This is a genomic window from Bradyrhizobium sp. BR2003 (genome assembly GCF_009720285.1).
Classification (GTDB): domain Bacteria; phylum Pseudomonadota; class Alphaproteobacteria; order Rhizobiales; family Xanthobacteraceae; genus Bradyrhizobium; species Bradyrhizobium elkanii.
Genome location: NZ_SMYJ01000031.1, coordinates 128,012 through 144,089, shown reverse-complemented (window position 1 = coordinate 144,089; position 16,078 = coordinate 128,012). Strand labels below are relative to the sequence as shown.

Sequence of the window (16,078 nt, the reverse complement as noted above, 5' to 3'; positions counted from 1 at the left end):
CCTCAATGCCTCTCACTCGCGAACCGATGGATTGATTTTTCCGGTCCAGCGGGGGATTGTAAAATTCGAAATATCGTTCGCTGATATCGGAAATTTTTATGTCTCTGACGTTCCGTCAGGTTCGGCATTTCATTGCAACCGCCGAGACCGGGCGCGTTTCGGCCGCCGCGGCGGCGCTCAGCGTGACGCAGTCTGCGGTCACCGCGTCCATCAAGGCGCTCGAGGCCGAGCTCGGCCACAAGCTGTTCGACCGTCACTCGAACGGCGTGACGCTGACCTTTGACGGACGGGAGTTCTTGCAGCGTGCCCGCGCCATCGAGGCCAGCGTGTCGGATGCCATACGCGGGCCGCATCGCTGGGGAATGCAGGTCGACGGCACCGTCGATGTCGCCGTCAGCTACACGATCGCCGGATATTTCCTGCCGCCCCTGTTGTCGCGCTTCTGGCGATCATTCCCGGGCATCACGGTGCGTCTCCACGAGTTTTCGCGCGACGCGATCGAGCAGAGCTTGATCAGCGGTAGCGTCGATGCGGCCATCATGCTGGTTGCAAACTTGCACGACCGGCACTCCATTCGCTCGCGGCTCTTGTTGCGCTCGCCGCGTCGCTTGTGGACCTGCGTCAATCATCCGCTGCTTCGCAAGGACAGCATCAAGCTGGCGGACCTGGCGAGCGAGCCCTATCTGATGTTGACAGTCGATGAAGCCGAACGCTCCGCGATGCGTTACTGGCAGCATACCGCGTATGTGCCGAACGTCATCTTCCGGACCCTGTCGGTCGAAGCGGTTCGCAGCATGGTCGCAACCGGCATGGGAATTACCATCCTGTCCGACATGGTCTACCGTCCCTGGTCGCTGGAAGGGCATCGCATCGATCTCAAGACGCTCGATGACGATGTCCACACCATGGATGTCGGGCTTGCCTGGAAGGACAAGGCGAAGCTTTCTCCGGCGGCTCGCGCATTCTGCGAGTTCGTTGCTCATTCCTATCCCGGAGCCGAGCCGGTCCAATTTGAATAGCGGACTTGCCCCTGCCAAAGGCAGGCTCGAGCAGCGTCTTTCCTTGGCCGGAGCCCGGTCAAACTGTTCATGATGGACTGGACTGCAGGTTGCCGACACGTGTCTCTGCCCCAACGTCGAACAAGGCAAAGGCGGCGCAGGACGTCAGGAGGTACCTGTAGGCTTGGACATCGCTGAAAGCGCGCGTCTCAGGGCAGTGGCGGCGACAACGCCTGCGCAACAGCCGGCGCCTTTGACGAATATGTCTTTCATGTAGCCATGCCTGCCGGCGAGCAGCTTTTGAATGAGTTCGAAGCCGACAATGACGGCGAGAAGCGCCAACAGGATTGGCAGGACGTGCTTCGGATAGGCGAACGAAAAGACGGCACCGACAACGAAGAGTGCGGCAAAGCGATCGGCGTTTGGCGATATCAAGGTGTGCGGACGAAATGCCAGCGTTGTATCTGTGACGATGAAGAGGCCCAGGATCAAACCCCAAGCCAAATATCGGAATACGGTTTGGGGCATTTCTGAACTCAACGAGCCATGCTGCCGGGCGCGACATTGAGCGGTGCGCCGCCAATCGAAACGGGACCCGAAGGCCTGGTGGCCCGAGGCGGCGGCTTTCTCGGCTGCGGGGCGGGTGGCGCGATCGGGGCGCGCGGCAGCTCGGCCGTAACAGGTGGCGGCGGGGGCAGACGCTGCAACTCGTCGACCTTCGAGGTCAGGACCGCCAACTGGTCGGTAATGGCCTTCAACTGCGCCTGCCCGTCGGCTACCGACCGATCGAGTGCGGCGAGGTCTTCCTCGAGCTTCTGCTGGGCCGCGAGGAGAGTTGGCAATGCCTCCTTGTCGCCCGTCGTCATCGCTCCGCCGGACGATTCGTGGCTTATGGCGGGAACCAACGCTGCGACTTCGGGCCAAGCGTAGACGCCGCCGGCGCCGACAAGGGCGAGGACGACGATCAGAAGCAGCCACGGCCAGCGGCGGCGACCGGCGGGCAGGGGGCTTTTCGGCGCATGGCCATGCCACGCCTGGTCGGAATCGTTGTCCATCAATGCTTCCTAGGCGCCTCTGGCATTCGTTGCAATCGATACGGAGTTCGACCATGTTAGCGGGTAATGCTTCATTCGCCCGTTTCCTCCTCAGCGCCTACCCGTACTTCCCAACTCCTCGAAGAACTCGTCGCGCGAGCACCGGACGGACCCGTCGACCTCGAATGGCTCCTCAGCCATCTGGACAGGCGCTCGTTCGGGCTGCTCCTGCTGTTGCTGGGGCTGCTCGTGATTGTCCCTGGCGTGGCCACGGTTGCGACGCTGGCCCTCCTGTTTCCGGCGGTCGAGATGATGTTGGGGCACAATGCTCCATCTTTTCCCCGCTTCCTGTCGAAGCGGCCGTTCGACTTCAAGCGATTCAAGCGGTTCACCGTCAGGGCGGGTCCGCTGCTGCGCGCGATCGAGAACATCAGCCGGCCGCGCTGGAACGCGCGCCATGACGTGACTGACCGGCTTGTTGGCTTGGTCGTGTTCCTGTTGGGTCTGTTGGCGGGCTGGCCCCTGCCTCTGGTCAACGTCATTCCCGGGATTGTGGTCGTCCTGATCGCGATCGCTTACCTGCAGGAAGATGGTCTGCTGTTGGCCGTAGCAATGGCGGCGGCGGTGATGTCCCTGCTCGGCCTGGGATGGACGCTGTGGACGTCGGCCGCGGCCGTGATCAGCTGGATCGCGGTCTGAAATACCGCGGCAAGCCGCCGGATAGATGCGCTACAGGATCGATGAACCTTAAGACATTGGTTATCACTTTGCTTTCATTTTCACCGCCTCATTCAACAAAGAGGCACCATGTCTGACATCACCATTCCCGGCGGAAAAATTCGTTCCTTCATCGAGCGGATCGAGAATCTGGACGCTGAACTGCAGGAACTGAACGAGCAGAAGAAGGAAGTGTTTTCGGAAGCCAAGGGTGAGGGTTTCGACGTGAAGATCCTCAAGGAGATCGTCAAGCTGCGAAAGCAGGATCAGGATGAGCGCGACGAGCGTGAATCCCTGCTCGATCTCTACATGCGCGCGATGGAAACGGCACCGGCCGACAAGGCGGCTGCGAAAGCGGCGTGAGAAGCCCGGTGCGTTCCCCGCCATCGAGATCCGGGGGCACGCGATCTTTCGGCGGACGAACTTCCCAAGCTCGTCCGCCTCCGTCCCATGAAGCATTCGCGCGGCGTTGGTCGCATCTTCCGCTAATAATTGCGTCTTCCGATCCGATCGGAGTAGCGCTCGATCAGGGTTGATGCGGCGAAGCGCAGCGGAGCGCTGGAACCGGCAATCCAAGGTCATCGCGACGCTTTAGCGCCCCGCACCGTTTCGACCATGGTTCGAAAGGTGATCGAGTATCTGGGGGCCTCGACCGGCGGAATGCTGTGCTCCCATATCCGCCGTGCATCGCCGGCCATCAGGTAGAGTGATCGGGGCGCCGCATTGAGCGTGAACCGCTCCCATCCGTTTTCCGTTCGACGACGAAAGCGGAACTTGCATGCGGTTCCCAGGGACAGTCCAAAGATCCGGTCGAAATGCGGCTTGTCGCGGTGCCAGCCGATGCCGACGCCGCGATCATACTCGGTGCACAGGATCTGCCCGATCTCGGTCGACGCGCCGCCGAAGGCCTGGATCGCGGCGACGATGCGTTTAGCCAGGAGGGGATCGGTTCGGCACATTCCAGTCGGCGCGACGCATAGTCGTACCGGTAACCGAACGAAGCCACGCGGCGCTTGCCTTCGAACTGTCCGAACTGGAACGGGGCAAGCGGAAGTGCCCGGATGTGGCGGATGAGTTCGCCCTCGGTCGCTGGGGAGATGAAATCCGGCGCGTAGTGCAGATCCGCCGGTCCTGCGGCGGGCGCATCGAACATCGACAGTTGTTCGGACAATCTGGTGCCGTCAGTGTTTGCGAACCTGTACGAATATGGGCGCGCCGAGACAGAATTTAAACCGGCGGTCAGGTCACTCGGGCTTCCACTTGGCGCGGCTTCGATGGGCGAAAGGCGGCGTCAACGCTCGGTCCCGGCATCCTCGTTCGCCAGGATATTCAGGCGCCTTGGCTGGGAAGCGATTGCCGCAACGTCGTCGGCTCCGTCCCGTCGCCGCGGCTGATGGCGCTGCTAAGGATAGCTCTCAGAATGAATGTATCCAATACGCTGTTCCGGTTTCAAAAAAGCCGATCGAGCTCGATAAATGATTTCGATGTCGATTGCTCGATTGTACAGATACAAGAGTATTTACAGATGGTTATATGCGTTCATGGCGTGAATGCGTCCTCAGGTCCGACCGGATGTTGTCCAAATCCTGGATACGGATATTGACTTTTGGATACATTCTCTTCAGTTTCCGCCCACAATAAAATCAAGCTTGGGAGGACCCGGTGACCGGCAGTTCGGGCGCGCGCGGGGCGAAATTGACGCAGACGACGGCCGTGCTGGTGATGTGCGCGGTCCTGATCGTCATTTTTTCGATCTTCCTGAAGGGCTTCCTGACGCTGGGCAATCTGTTCGCGCTGGCGCGCAACATTTCGATACTCGGCATTCTCGCGCTCGGCATGGCCGTGGTCGTGATCGGGCGTGGACTGGATCTGTCGCAAGTCGCCTCCTTTGCCGCTTCCACCGCGATCGCGATCATCCTGATGAATTCGGGCTACGCGACGCCGGTCGCGCTGCTGATCGGCTTCGTGATGGCGATCGCCATCGGCATCCTGAACGGGTTTCTGATCTCGGTGATCGAGATGCCGCCCCTGCTGACGACGCTGGCGTCGAGCCTTGCGGTGCTGGGAATCGTACGCACCACAGCGGTGCAGCACTATGTCGTCTATCTTTCCAAGGGGCATGACGAATTCCTGCGGCTCGGCGGAAACATCTGGGGCGGCGTTCCGATCTCGATCCTGATCTTCGCGGCCACCGCGGTCGTCGTGCATCTTTTCCTGTCGCGCACCGTGATCGGGCGCTTCGTCTATGCCCATGGCGACAATCCCGACGCCGCGCGTCAGACCGGTCTGCCGACCCGACCGCTGACCATGATCGAGTACGCGCTGTGCGCCGCGATCGGGTATGTCGGCGGTGTCGTGATGGTCGCGCAGACGGCGCTGATGCATCTCCAGGTCGCGGAATCCACGATCATTTTCGACGTCATCATGGTTGTGGTGCTCGGCGGCGTCAGCCTTGTCGGCGGCCGCGGCAATGTGATGAGCGTGATCGCCGGAACGCTGCTGATCGGCGTGCTGCTGAACGGCATGACCATCATGGACATGGACGTGCAGACCCAGAACATCGTCAAGGGAGTCGTGCTGCTGATCGCGATCCTGCTCGATTCCCGGCTGCATCCGCGCGACGAGGAGACGTCGAAGCAGGGCGATTAAAGCTCTGCATCAACCAACGGGCCGCAACGGTCGGCCGACATAACAGGGGAGGAAATTGACATGACGAAAGCTGTGCACAGAAGGGCGTTTGCCGGCATCGGGCTCGCCGCGATGGTGGCGACCGCCGCGCTGGTGGCTGTGCCATCGCAGGCGGCCGGGCCGCGCGACCAGCTGCGCGAGAAATTCGACAAGTCGCTCAAGGGCAAGACGGTGGCCTGGTCGCCGGTCTGGATGGGCGTTCTGGAATCCGAATGGACGCGTGTGATGAAGGATCGCTTCGACGATTACGGCATCAAGCTCGTCACCCGCGACGCCAACATGAAATCGGACATCCAGCTCCAGACCGTCAGCGACTATATCAACGAAAAGCCCGACGTGATCGTGGTGCAAAATCCGAACGTCACGCTGCTCGCCAAGGAATTGAAGCGTGCGATGGACGCGGGCATCTATGTCGTGCAGGTCAACATGGCATCGAATACCCTGACCGATGCATATGTCGGCGTCGATGCCAAGGATCTCGGCACCAAGATCGCGCGCGAGGTCATCAATCAATGTGGCGGCGGCAAGGGCTCCGGCGAGGTTGCGATCCTCGAAGGCGAGGCGACCGCCGCCTATTCGCTCGACATGAAGAATGGCGCGATGGAGGTGTTCAAGACCGACCCGTCGATCAAGGTCGTGTCGTCGCAGCCGACCAGCTGGGACGCCAACAAGGCCGGCGATATCACGACCACCGTGTTGCAGCAGCATCCTAAGCTGTGCGGGATACTCAGCGTCTGGGGACCGCAAACCGCGGGCGCGGCGCAGGCGATCAAGGCGGCCAACATGGGTGACAAGGTGAAGGTGTTCGTCGCCAGCGACGGCCAGCCCGCGGATTGCGATCTGCTCGAGCAAGGCGCGTTCTCCGCGAACCTGTCGTATCGCGCCGACGTGCAGGGCCAGACCATCGCCGACGCGGTGATTGCGTTGTTGCAGGCCGGCGACAAGCCGGGCTCGAAGAACATCGCCTATTACACGACCCCCGCCTGGGTGAAGTCGAAGGATGATCGCATGTACTGCTTCAGCATCCCGAAGGGCGCGAAGTAAGTCGTTCCGGCGCCCGCGCCCACTGCGGCGCGGGCACGCCGGAGCTGTCGATCCCAATCCCCTGCATTGTCCCGCCGTTCGGCCGCTTCCGCGCCGAGCCCGCCGGAGTCTGTTGATGAAGAGCCTGCAACGAGCCTGGCACCGCCATTCGCCCCAATTGTTCCTGGGCGAACTGCTTGAGAAGCGCTGGATGGAGCCGATCATTCCATTCACGCTGACGATCGCGGTCTTCCTGGCCTTCGCGATCATGATCCCGCGCTACCTGACGGCGGGCAGCCTGCAGGAATTGATGCGGAATTTCGCGGAGCAGGGGATGGTCGCGGTCGCGATGGCCTTCTCCGTGCTGTCGGGCGGCATCGACCTGTCGGTCGGCGCGGTGTTCGCGATGTCGAACTTCCTCGCGCTCTATTTGTACCTCATTCTCGGGCTGCCGCTGCCCATGACCATCGTGCTTGTCGTCCTGTTCGGCGCGGCGATGGGCGCGATCAACGGCGGCCTGATTGCCTACGGCAAGACCCGGCCGTTCCTGACGACACTGGTCGTCCTCATCATCGTCCGCGCCGCCTACAACAAGGTGACGGTCGCGTTCACGAACGAGCTCGCCAGCATCGACAGCGGGTCCAGCACGTGGGACTTCATGGGATCGGGGAGGGTTCTCGGCATTCCATTCAACATGCTGGTGCTGATCCTGCTCGCGGTCGGAACGCACTTCTTCCTCACCCGCATCAAGCCCGGCGTCCACATCATGGCGGTCGGGTCGAGCCGCAAGGCGGCCCGCCACGCCGGCGTCAACGTCAAGCGCGTGCTGTTCTCGGCCTATGTGATGTCGGGGGCGATCGCGGCGCTAGCGGGAATCCTCTATGCCGCCCGGCAGAGCAGCTCGGGCACCGACACCGGCGTCGGCTGGGAGATCAACGCGCTGGCCGCGGTGGTTTTGGGCGGCATCAGCCTGTCCGGCGGCCGCGGCACCATCGCGCGCGCCGTCATGGGCGCGGCGATCATCTTCATGCTCACCAGCGGCATGGTTCGGCTCGGCATCTCAGGCAACCTGACGACCGCCATCATCGGCATCATCCTGCTGCTCGCGGTCGGCTTCAACGTGAAGTGGGTCAAGAACAAGGGCAAGGTGCTGCAAAAGGTCTACGTCACCCCAAGCTGGGTTGATTTCGAGCCGCCGCCGTCGGTCGAGCGGGGCAGCGGCACGCCGTTCGCGGAGAATGATCGCCTGAAGAATGCGGAAGCGATCGCGCTCGACATGATCGAGGGTCCGGAAGACATCATCCTTGATCGCAAGGACAACCTCTACACCGTCAACCGCAACGGCTCGATCATCCGCTTTCTTGCGCCGGATTATACGGTGCGTGAGGAATTCGCGCGCATCGGCGGCCGGCCGCTCGGGTTGGCGTTCGACCGGGATCAGAACCTCCTCGTCTGCATCGCGGGCATGGGCGTTTACGGTGTGAAGCCCGATCGTTCGGTCTTCAAGGTCACCGACCGCACTACGCGCACGCGCACACGCCTCAAGGACGATTCGCGGCTCTATCTCGCTGACGATCTCGACGTTGCGCCTGACGGCAGGATCTATTTCAGCGAGGCCTCGACCCGCTACGAGCTGACCGACTGGGCGCTCGACGGCTTCGAAGGGCGCGGCAACGGCCGGCTGATTTGCCACGATCCGAAGACCGGGATCACCAAGACGGTCCTCAAGAACCTGACGTTCCCGAATGGCATCTGCATCTCGCATGACGGTCAGTCGGTGCTCTGGGCCAGCACCTGGCTGTGCCAGATCAACCGTTTCTGGATCGCCGGCCCGAAGGCGGGCACCAGCGAAATCCTGATCGACAACCTTCCGGGCTATTGCGACAACATCAACCGCGCCTCCGACGGCAAGTACTGGCTGGCCTTCGTCGGTCTGCGCACGCCGGTCTATGACCTTGCGATGCGCAACCCTGTTTTCCGCACCCGCATGGTCAAGCAAATCCCGCCGGACGAGTGGCTGTGTCCGGGCATCAACTACGGCTGCGTGGTCAAGTTCGACGACAACGGCGTGGTGACGGAATCGCTCTGGGATCCGGGCGGGCTTTCGCATCCGACCATCACCTCGGTCCGTGAACACAAGGGCTATCTCTATATCGGGGGTCTGGAGAACAACCGTATCGGCCGCATCCGCCTGCAGGACGCCGACCCGACCTGGGAAGCGCACAAGTCCTATTGGGGAGGGGCCTGAGCCATGTCTCTGCTTGGCGATATCATCGATCGCGTGCTGTCTCCGAACCGGGAAATTCACGGCATTCCGGTGCTCGACGGCGCCTTCTCCCCGAACCAGCGGCTCGATCAGGCCCGCCAGCTCGGCGACGAGATCGAGCGACCGGACGACATCACGCTCGGGCAGGACGGCGCGCTCTACGTCTCGACCGGCAACCGCATCCTGCGTTGCACGGGGGACGATTTTAACACACGCACGGCGTTCGCGACGCTCGACGGCCCGGTGGGCGGGCTGGCCTGCACGCCGGACGGCAGGCTACTCGCCTGCGTCTCCGGCTTGGGGCTGGTGGCGCTTTCGCCAACTGGCGAGATCATCGGCAAGCTCGAAAGCGTCGGTGGTGAGAAGATCGCCTGTCCGTTGTCGGTGACGGTCGCGCCGGACGGGGCGATCTATCTGACCGACGGCTCGCGAAACAATCGCCCAGAGCAATGGCTGACCGACCTGATGCAGAACCGTGCCCCGTCGGGCCGGCTCATCGCCTGCAATTCCTCGCTCGGCAGTGCGAGCGTGCGTGCGGACAAGCTCGCATGGCCGCTCGGCGTGGTCGTGGCCGGTGACGGCAAGGAAGTGTGGGTCGCCGAATCCTGGGCTCACCGCTTGACCGCTTTTTCACGCGTGGGTGACGACAGGCGCGTGATCGTCAAGAATCATACCGGCTATCCGGCGCGCCTTGCCCGAGGTGCGAACGGTGAGGTCTGGATGGCTTTTCTCGCGCTTCGCACACAATTGACCGAATTCGTCCTGCGCGAGCGGGCATTCTGCGAAGAGATGATGCGGACGGTGCCACCAGAGCTTTGGATCGGGCCGGCGCTGGACGGTCGGCTCAATCCGCGCGAACCGACCCAGATCGGCCGCATCAAGAAGCTCGGCATCCAGAAGCCGTGGGCGCCGCCGCGTTCCTATGGCCTCGTCGCCCGGCTCGACGCCAGGGGCGCGGCGACGGAGACGTTGCACAGCCGCGTCGATGGTCGTGTTCATGGAATAACCGCCGTCCGCCCGATCGGCTCGCGTGTGCTGGCGGTGTCGAAGGGACGCGATTGCCTCGTCGAACTGCCGCCTGGTCGCGGCATGCAGGAAGGATGAACGCCATGCCGGCGGAACAACAGGCAGGGACCCCGCTGCTTCAGATCGTCAACGGCAGCAAGGTCTATGGCGGTCTGCACGCGATCGATGGCGTCAATTTCGATCTGCGGCCGGGCGAAATCCACGCGCTGCTGGGGGAAAACGGCGCGGGGAAATCGACGCTCTGCAAGGCGATTGCCGGTGCGATCGTGCTGACGTCCGGCGACTACCTGATCCAGGGACGCAAGGTTTCGTTCGCGTCGCCAAAGGAAGCGCTCGAGGGCGGGGTGGCGATGGTCTACCAGGAATCCAGCCTGGTCCCCTCCATGACGGTGGCGCAAAACCTTGAACTCGGCATGGAGAAATGGGTCACGGTCTACAGCAAGATCAACATTGCGGCGACCCAGTCGCTGCAATCGATGAACTTCAACGTCGACCCGCTGGTGCTGGTGGAGAATCTCGGAACGGCCAAGCGGCAGATGGTCGAGATCGTGCGTGCAGTTCGCCACAACGCCCAGGTCTTCATCTTCGATGAGCCGACCGCATCGCTGACCCCTGAAGAGACGCAGCATCTGTTTCATCTTCTCAACACCCTGAAGGAGAAGGGCGCCGGGATCATCTTCATCTCGCATGCACTGGAAGAGGCATTGAACATCGCCGATCGCATCACCGTGCTTCGCGATGGCAAGCTGGTCGCCACCGTACCGGCGAAGGACGTCACGCGTGACGCGCTGGTGCGGATGATGGTTGGCCGTGAGGAAACGGCAGCGCAGTACGCGACCCACGGGGCCGATCCGGATGCGCCGAAGCCGCATGCCTCCCGCGGCGAGAAGGTGCTTTCGGTCGAGAACGTGACGATGGGCAGCATCGTCAAGAATATGTCGTTCTCGGTGTTCAACGGAGAAGTCGTCGGGATCTTCGGGCTGGTCGGGGCAGGGCGCTCCGAGATCGCGCAGATCGTCAGCGGCGCGCGCAGGCGCAACTTCCTGCGCGGCGGGATGATCTATCTGCGGGACAAGCCGGTCCGCTACCGGGTGCCGCGGCAGGCGGTGCGCGACGGAATCGCCTATATCACCGAGGACCGCAAGGTCGACGGCTTCTTCGAGACGATGACGGTGGATCAGAATATCTATCTTGGCTATCTGTCGTCGCCGCGCGTCAAGCGGTTCCTTTACTCCACGCGTGAGATGAAGCGGATCGCCGATCAATGGATCTCGGCGCTCTCGATCTCCGCATTGAAACGGACGCTGAAAATTGTCGAATATTCCGGCGGCAACCAGCAGAAAGTCGTGGTGGGAAAGTCCCTGGCCCAGGAGCCTACTGTGGTCATCTTCGACGAACCGACGCGAGGCGTCGATGTGAGCGCCATTCCACAAATTCACGAGGCGATTCGCAGGCTGGCGCGCGAAAACAAGGCGGTTGTCGTTATCTCTTCCTATCTGCCGGAGATTCTGGCTATCTCGGATCGGATCCTGGTCGCCCGTGGCGGACGTATCGTCGAGGAAATGGCTCGGGCTGATGCGACCGAGGACAAGATCATGTACGCGGCCATTCATTGAAGGAGGGCCTTTCATGAGTCCTTATCAGCGGCCTCCCCATTGGAAGGACATGACGCGGGACGGCACTGAAGACGATCCGGAGTCCGGTCGCCTGATGAGCGAGAGGATCGCAAGCGAGATTCGCAGCGCGGTGCTGAGCGGCGAGATGCGGCCAGGCACGCGGATCCGGCAGGAGCTCCTTGCGGCTCATTTCGGAGCCAGCCGCATTCCCGTGCGCGAGGCGCTGAAGCAGCTCGAGAACGAGGGGCTCGTCGTGATGGCGCCGAACCGTGGCGCCTGGATTGCGGACGTCAATTCGGAAGAATCGATCGAGATCTACAAGATCCGGGAAGCGGTCGAGCCGCTCGCCATCGGCGAAAGCGTTCCAAATCTGACCGACGAGGATGTCGAGACGCTTGACCGCATTGTGCGCGAACTTGAGCAGGTCACCACGCTCGAGGAATACATCAAGCTTGATCGGGAGTTCCATCTGCGGACCTATTCGCGGGCGCGGATGCCGCAACTGCTGGCGATGGTCGAACGCTTCTGGAATAGCACGCAGCATTTCCGGCGGCAGTTTGTGAGCGAGACCTATGCCAAGGACGGGTTTCCGTTCTCCGATCCCCAGCATGTCCTGATCATGGACGCGATCCGGGCGCGCGATGTCGAAGCTGCGCAGGTGTTGGTGCGCCTCCACATCCGGCGCACGCGTGTGGTCATTCAAGCAAAAGAGAGTGGGGCGGCACAACCGCCCCTTGCAAGCCGTGCCGCGCTACCGCATGCGCGTCTCGGCTCGGTCTATCGAGGGAAAAGTGCCAATGAGTAGTGACGGCGGACGCCTTTTGCCGCGGTTCCTGCTGCGCCAGGTGGTGGCGGCCGCCTATAGCGGCCGCCGGGCCGGACGGGGCTGCAATCGTTACGACAATGGTGGCAAGCGGCGATGACCGTCGGCCTGGAGTCCGTGTCGCGTGCGCGCACTTACGAGGAAGCCGCGGACCGGCTGCGAGCGCGGCTCGGGGAATCGTCGGTCGCTTCGCCCGATCCCGGAAGGCGGACGGCGCTTGATCTGTTTCGTGCCGCGCCGCGCGAGGCGCCGGCGGTGTTCTATTTCGACGCGATGCAGACCTATGCCGATATCGATCGGCTCAGCGACCGGCTCGCTGCCCGCTTCGCACAGAAAGGGATGGGGCGCGGCGATCGGGTGGCCGTCATTCTTCAGAATGTGCCGCAGTTCGTCATCGTCAGCGTGGCAGCCTGGAAGGTCGGGGCCATCGTCGTCAGCCTCAACCCGATGTACCGCACGCCCGAGCTTCGCAAGCTGTTCGGGGATTGCGAACCGAAGGCGGTGATCTGCCACGACGATCAATGGGACAATGTTTTACCGGCCGCCGGTTCGATCGATTCCGAATTGGTGTTTTGGACCGGCGCTCGCGAATTCCAGACGCGGAACGATGTCCGGGTGCTGCCGGTGCCGGGCGCAGCTCCGCAGGCCCAGGCGCTGGCGACGGTTTTCGCCGAGAACGCAGTCGCTCCACCGGCACCGGTTCTGACTTCCGACGACATCGCCCTTCTCTTGTACACCTCCGGAACCACGGGCGTTCCAAAGGGCGCCATGCTCACGCATCGCAATCTGGTGGCGACCGCGTTGATCTGTTGCGATCATTTCGAATTGAACGGCATGTCGCGCATCTTTGGGGTCGCGCCGCTATTCCACATCACTGGCTTTGAAATCCAGATGGTCGCGGGGTTTGCCGCGCGTGCGGCGATGGTGCTGACCTATCGTTTCCAGCCCCAGGTCGCGCTCGATGCCTTCCTTGAATGGCGGCCGACATTCATCGTCGGTGCCATCACCGCGTACATTGCGCTGATGAACCAGGTTGACGCGACGAGCCGGCATTTCGAGAGCTTCGTGCATATCTATTCCGGCGGCGCGCCGATCGCGCCTTCGGTCATCGATGCCTTTGCGAGACGGTTCGGACGGGCGATCCGCAGTTCCTATGGAATGACCGAACTGACCTCCGCAAGCCATCTTGCGCCCAACGAGGGCCGGATTCCGGTCGATCCTGACTCAGGCGCGCTGTCGATCGGCAGGCCGACGCCCGCCGTCGATGCAATCGTCGTCGACGACGAGCGCCGTCCGCTCGGACCCGGCGAGCACGGCGAGGTGGTTGTGCGTGGCCCAGGGGTGATGGCCGGCTACTGGAGGAAGCCGGCGGAAACCGATGAGGTGCTGACCAACGGCTGGCTGCATAGCGGCGACGTCGGCTTCTTTGACGAGAGCGGCTGGTTCTATCTCGTCGATCGCAAGAAGGACATGATCTCCGCTTCGGGCTTCAAGGTCTGGCCGCGTGAAGTCGAAGACGTGATCTATGGCTTTCCGGGCGTGCGCGAGGCAGCCGTCGTCGGCGCCGCCGATCCCTATCGCGGCGAGACGGTGGTCGCCTTCGTCTCCGCTCAACCCGGCACCGTGATCGACGTCGCCGCGCTCTCGCGCTTTTGCCGCGAGCGACTCGCGGCCTACAAGTGCCCGGTCGACATTCGCGTGCTGGACGATCTGCCGAAGACGGAATCCGGAAAAATCACCCGAAACACGCTCAGGGACGGCCTGCGCGGCCGGTAAGGAGAATTTACGTGGATATCACCCAAAGCGAGCGCAGCCAGCAACTGGCCGCGCGTCTCCAGCGCTTCATGATGGAGCACATCTACCCGAATGAGCGCCGATACTATCAGGAGGCCGAGCGGCTCGGGCCCTGGGCTGTGCATCCCGTTGTCGAGGAACTGAAGCCGCTCGCACAACAGGCCGGCCTGTGGAACCTGTTTCTGCCCGCTCACGAGGACGGGCTGACCAATCTCGAATATGCCCCGCTATGCGAGATCATGGGACGTTCGCACCTTGCTCCCGAGGTCTTCAATTGCAGCGCCCCTGACACGGGCAACATGGAGACCATCCTGCGCTACGGTACGGAGGCGCAGAAGGAACGCTGGCTGAAGCCCTTGCTGGCCGGCGAGATCCGGTCTTCCTTTGCGATGACGGAGCCCGACGTTGCCTCGTCCGACGCGACCAATGTGGCCAGCTTGATCGTCCGTGACGGCGACGATTACGTGATCAACGGTCGCAAATGGTACACCACCGGCGCCACCGATCCGCGATGCAAGATCATCATCTTCATGGGGCAGACTGACCCGGACAATCCGGATCGCCACAAGCGTCAGTCGATGATCCTGGTGCCGAAGGAGACGCCCGGCGTGCATGTCGTCCGTTCGCTGCCGGTTCTCGGGTTCTACGGCGTACCTGATCGCGCGTCCGAGGTGATCTTCACCAATGTGCGCGTGCCGGCCGCCAACATGCTGCTCGGCGAGGGGCGCGGATTCGAGATCGCGCAGGGGCGGTTGGGACCCGGACGCATCCATCATTGCATGCGACTGATCGGCCTCTCCGAGCGCGTGCTTGAGCGCATGTGCCGACGCGCGCTGAAACGTGTCGCCTTCGGCAAGCCTCTCGCCGAGCAAACCGTGACGCTCGAGCGCGTGGCCGAAGCGCGCATGAAGATCGAGCAGGCCCGGCTGCTGACGCTCAGAGCGGCCTACATGATGGATACGGTCGGCAACAAGGCCGCGCGGCAGGAAATCGCGATGATCAAGGTCGTCGCGCCGAACATGGCGCAGACCATCGTTGACTGGGCGATCCAGGCGTTCGGGGGTGGCGGCACCAACAACGATCATTTCCTTTCGGCAGCACTCGCAACGACTCGCTTGTTGCGACTGGCCGACGGCCCCGACGAGGTTCATCGCAACCAGATCGGCAAGCTCGAATTGCGCCGATGGCTCAATGTCGATCCCGCACGCACCGGCGGTGGCGCGGATCCGCTGTCGCCCGACGAATCTGAATCCTGGTCCGAAGGAGGCTTGTGGCCGCGCCCGAAGGACCTGCCATAGGCGCGTTGGGAAGGCGCTGGAGCCGGACGGCATCGGCTCCAGCGATGATCAACAAAAGGAGAGTTGTGAGCGATCTCACAGGGGGACTTCGAGTCCTGAATTAGTCAGGAATCTCTCAGAACCAACGGAGGTTCGCATGAAGCTCCTGATGATCGCCGGCCTGACCGCCATCGCATTCATTGTGGCTGCGACGAATGTCCCGAGATCGCATCCATCGTCCGTGAGCCACACGTCAGTGGCGGGGATGCCCGCCGCGCAAGAGATGCCGCAACCAGGCAAGCTGCCGGTTGAAGATTTCGAAGATCGATCGCTGGTGTTTCCGAGGGGAACTCAGCAATAGAGAGAATGGTGCCCTCGCATCCGAACGCGTTGCGGTTCGGGATGAGCGGGCCTGACATCGTTCGGCGTTGAACGGCTCGACGGGTCGGACGGTTTGTCCGCGTGCACAACCGTCCCCTCGCGGGCTGTGTTTCAAAAGCTCATGAAGATCGGGTTGATCCCGGCGGGATCGCCGACATGTTCCGGGAATTGAAACGGCGCACGGTGGCGATCGACGATCAGGATCACCAGTAGTAGCGCCAACACGGCGGCGATGTAGATCAGCAGCGGCGACGCGTCCCGGGTGGCGGGATTGCGATCCCGCGGCGGCAACACGCGAAAGTGCCAAATGCGCGAGATGAACTGCAGATATGCTTTCGGGTGTATTTGCATGTTCGACCTCGATTTGTGAGGCGCCCGTGGCAAGACTGCGATCGTGTGGACCGTCTTTCAAGGCGCCGCTTGTCGCACCTGGAG

The 16,078-nt window shown here is 62.4% G+C and carries 17 protein-coding genes; 13 read left to right on the top strand and 4 right to left on the bottom strand.

Features of this window, described 5'->3' with window-relative positions; translation table 11 throughout:
• Positions 1-98: 98 nt before the first annotated feature.
• Positions 99-1,019, top strand: coding sequence for a LysR substrate-binding domain-containing protein (locus tag E2I15_RS26510; RefSeq protein WP_137479277.1), 921 nt, complete (start codon positions 99-101; stop codon positions 1,017-1,019).
• 144 nt (positions 1,020-1,163) lie between these two features.
• Here E2I15_RS26510 and E2I15_RS26505 read toward each other — a convergent pair whose 3' ends face one another.
• Together E2I15_RS26505 and E2I15_RS26500 are read right to left on the bottom strand one after the other, a co-directional pair.
• Complete coding sequence (locus E2I15_RS26505) at positions 1,164-1,526, bottom strand: hypothetical protein (RefSeq protein ID WP_069277488.1); 363 nt, start codon at positions 1,524-1,526, stop codon at positions 1,164-1,166.
• Positions 1,527-1,534: 8 nt separating this feature from the next.
• Positions 1,535-2,053 (bottom strand): hypothetical protein, encoded by a 519-nt coding sequence (locus tag E2I15_RS26500; RefSeq protein ID WP_137479276.1) that lies wholly within the window; start codon positions 2,051-2,053, stop codon positions 1,535-1,537.
• Between the two features lie 66 nt (positions 2,054-2,119).
• Between E2I15_RS26500 and E2I15_RS26495 the strand changes: the two genes are divergently transcribed.
• Positions 2,120-2,731: an exopolysaccharide biosynthesis protein gene (locus E2I15_RS26495; RefSeq protein WP_137479275.1), complete on the top strand. Its 612-nt coding sequence runs from the start codon at positions 2,120-2,122 to the stop codon at positions 2,729-2,731.
• A 108-nt stretch (positions 2,732-2,839) separates the two neighbouring features.
• On the top strand, positions 2,840-3,112 hold the full coding sequence (locus E2I15_RS26490) for a DUF2312 domain-containing protein (RefSeq protein WP_016842183.1): 273 nt from the start codon (positions 2,840-2,842) through the stop codon (positions 3,110-3,112).
• 215 nt (positions 3,113-3,327) lie between these two features.
• Here the strand turns inward: E2I15_RS26490 and E2I15_RS26485 are convergent, their stop codons facing one another.
• A complete protein-coding gene (locus E2I15_RS26485) occupies positions 3,328-3,708 on the bottom strand; it encodes an alpha-ketoglutarate-dependent dioxygenase AlkB (RefSeq protein WP_246668108.1) in 381 nt (126 codons plus the stop codon).
• Between the two features lie 703 nt (positions 3,709-4,411).
• Between E2I15_RS26485 and E2I15_RS26480 the strand changes: the two genes are divergently transcribed.
• From E2I15_RS26480 to E2I15_RS26440, 10 genes are all read left to right on the top strand, one after another.
• Positions 4,412-5,398: an ABC transporter permease gene (locus E2I15_RS26480; RefSeq protein ID WP_057017121.1), complete on the top strand. Its 987-nt coding sequence runs from the start codon at positions 4,412-4,414 to the stop codon at positions 5,396-5,398.
• Positions 5,399-5,458: 60 nt separating this feature from the next.
• Complete coding sequence (locus E2I15_RS26475; protein ID WP_137479274.1) at positions 5,459-6,481, top strand: sugar ABC transporter substrate-binding protein; 1,023 nt, start codon at positions 5,459-5,461, stop codon at positions 6,479-6,481.
• A gap of 115 nt (positions 6,482-6,596) precedes the next feature.
• Positions 6,597-8,708 carry an ABC transporter permease gene (locus E2I15_RS26470; protein WP_137479273.1) on the top strand — a complete coding sequence of 704 codons (2,112 nt, stop codon included), beginning with the start codon at positions 6,597-6,599 and terminating at the stop codon, positions 8,706-8,708.
• Positions 8,709-8,741: 33 nt separating this feature from the next.
• On the top strand, positions 8,742-9,830 hold the full coding sequence (locus tag E2I15_RS26465; protein WP_349629417.1) for an SMP-30/gluconolactonase/LRE family protein: 1,089 nt from the start codon (positions 8,742-8,744) through the stop codon (positions 9,828-9,830).
• On the top strand, positions 9,827-11,368 hold the full coding sequence (locus E2I15_RS26460) for a sugar ABC transporter ATP-binding protein (protein ID WP_137479351.1): 1,542 nt from the start codon (positions 9,827-9,829) through the stop codon (positions 11,366-11,368). Before E2I15_RS26465 ends, E2I15_RS26460 begins: the two co-directional genes overlap by 4 nt.
• A 130-nt stretch (positions 11,369-11,498) precedes the next feature.
• On the top strand, positions 11,499-12,173 hold the full coding sequence (locus E2I15_RS26455; RefSeq protein ID WP_349629416.1) for a GntR family transcriptional regulator: 675 nt from the start codon (positions 11,499-11,501) through the stop codon (positions 12,171-12,173).
• Positions 12,166-12,291 (top strand): hypothetical protein, encoded by a 126-nt coding sequence (locus E2I15_RS39585; protein WP_276486548.1) that lies wholly within the window; start codon positions 12,166-12,168, stop codon positions 12,289-12,291. The genes E2I15_RS26455 and E2I15_RS39585 overlap by 8 nt, the downstream gene beginning before the upstream one ends.
• Positions 12,288-13,967, top strand: a complete 1,680-nt coding sequence (locus tag E2I15_RS26450) for an AMP-binding protein (protein WP_137479271.1) — start codon at positions 12,288-12,290, stop codon at positions 13,965-13,967. The genes E2I15_RS39585 and E2I15_RS26450 overlap by 4 nt, the downstream gene beginning before the upstream one ends.
• An 11-nt stretch (positions 13,968-13,978) precedes the next feature.
• On the top strand, positions 13,979-15,283 hold the full coding sequence (locus E2I15_RS26445; protein WP_137479270.1) for an acyl-CoA dehydrogenase family protein: 1,305 nt from the start codon (positions 13,979-13,981) through the stop codon (positions 15,281-15,283).
• 136 nt (positions 15,284-15,419) lie between these two features.
• The gene (locus E2I15_RS26440; RefSeq protein ID WP_137479269.1) at positions 15,420-15,623 is read left to right on the top strand and encodes a hypothetical protein; all 204 of its coding nucleotides are present in this window, start codon (positions 15,420-15,422) and stop codon (positions 15,621-15,623) included.
• 131 nt (positions 15,624-15,754) lie between these two features.
• Here the strand turns inward: E2I15_RS26440 and E2I15_RS26435 are convergent, their stop codons facing one another.
• Positions 15,755-15,994 (bottom strand): hypothetical protein, encoded by a 240-nt coding sequence (locus tag E2I15_RS26435; RefSeq protein ID WP_137479268.1) that lies wholly within the window; start codon positions 15,992-15,994, stop codon positions 15,755-15,757.
• Positions 15,995-16,078 lie beyond the last annotated feature (84 nt).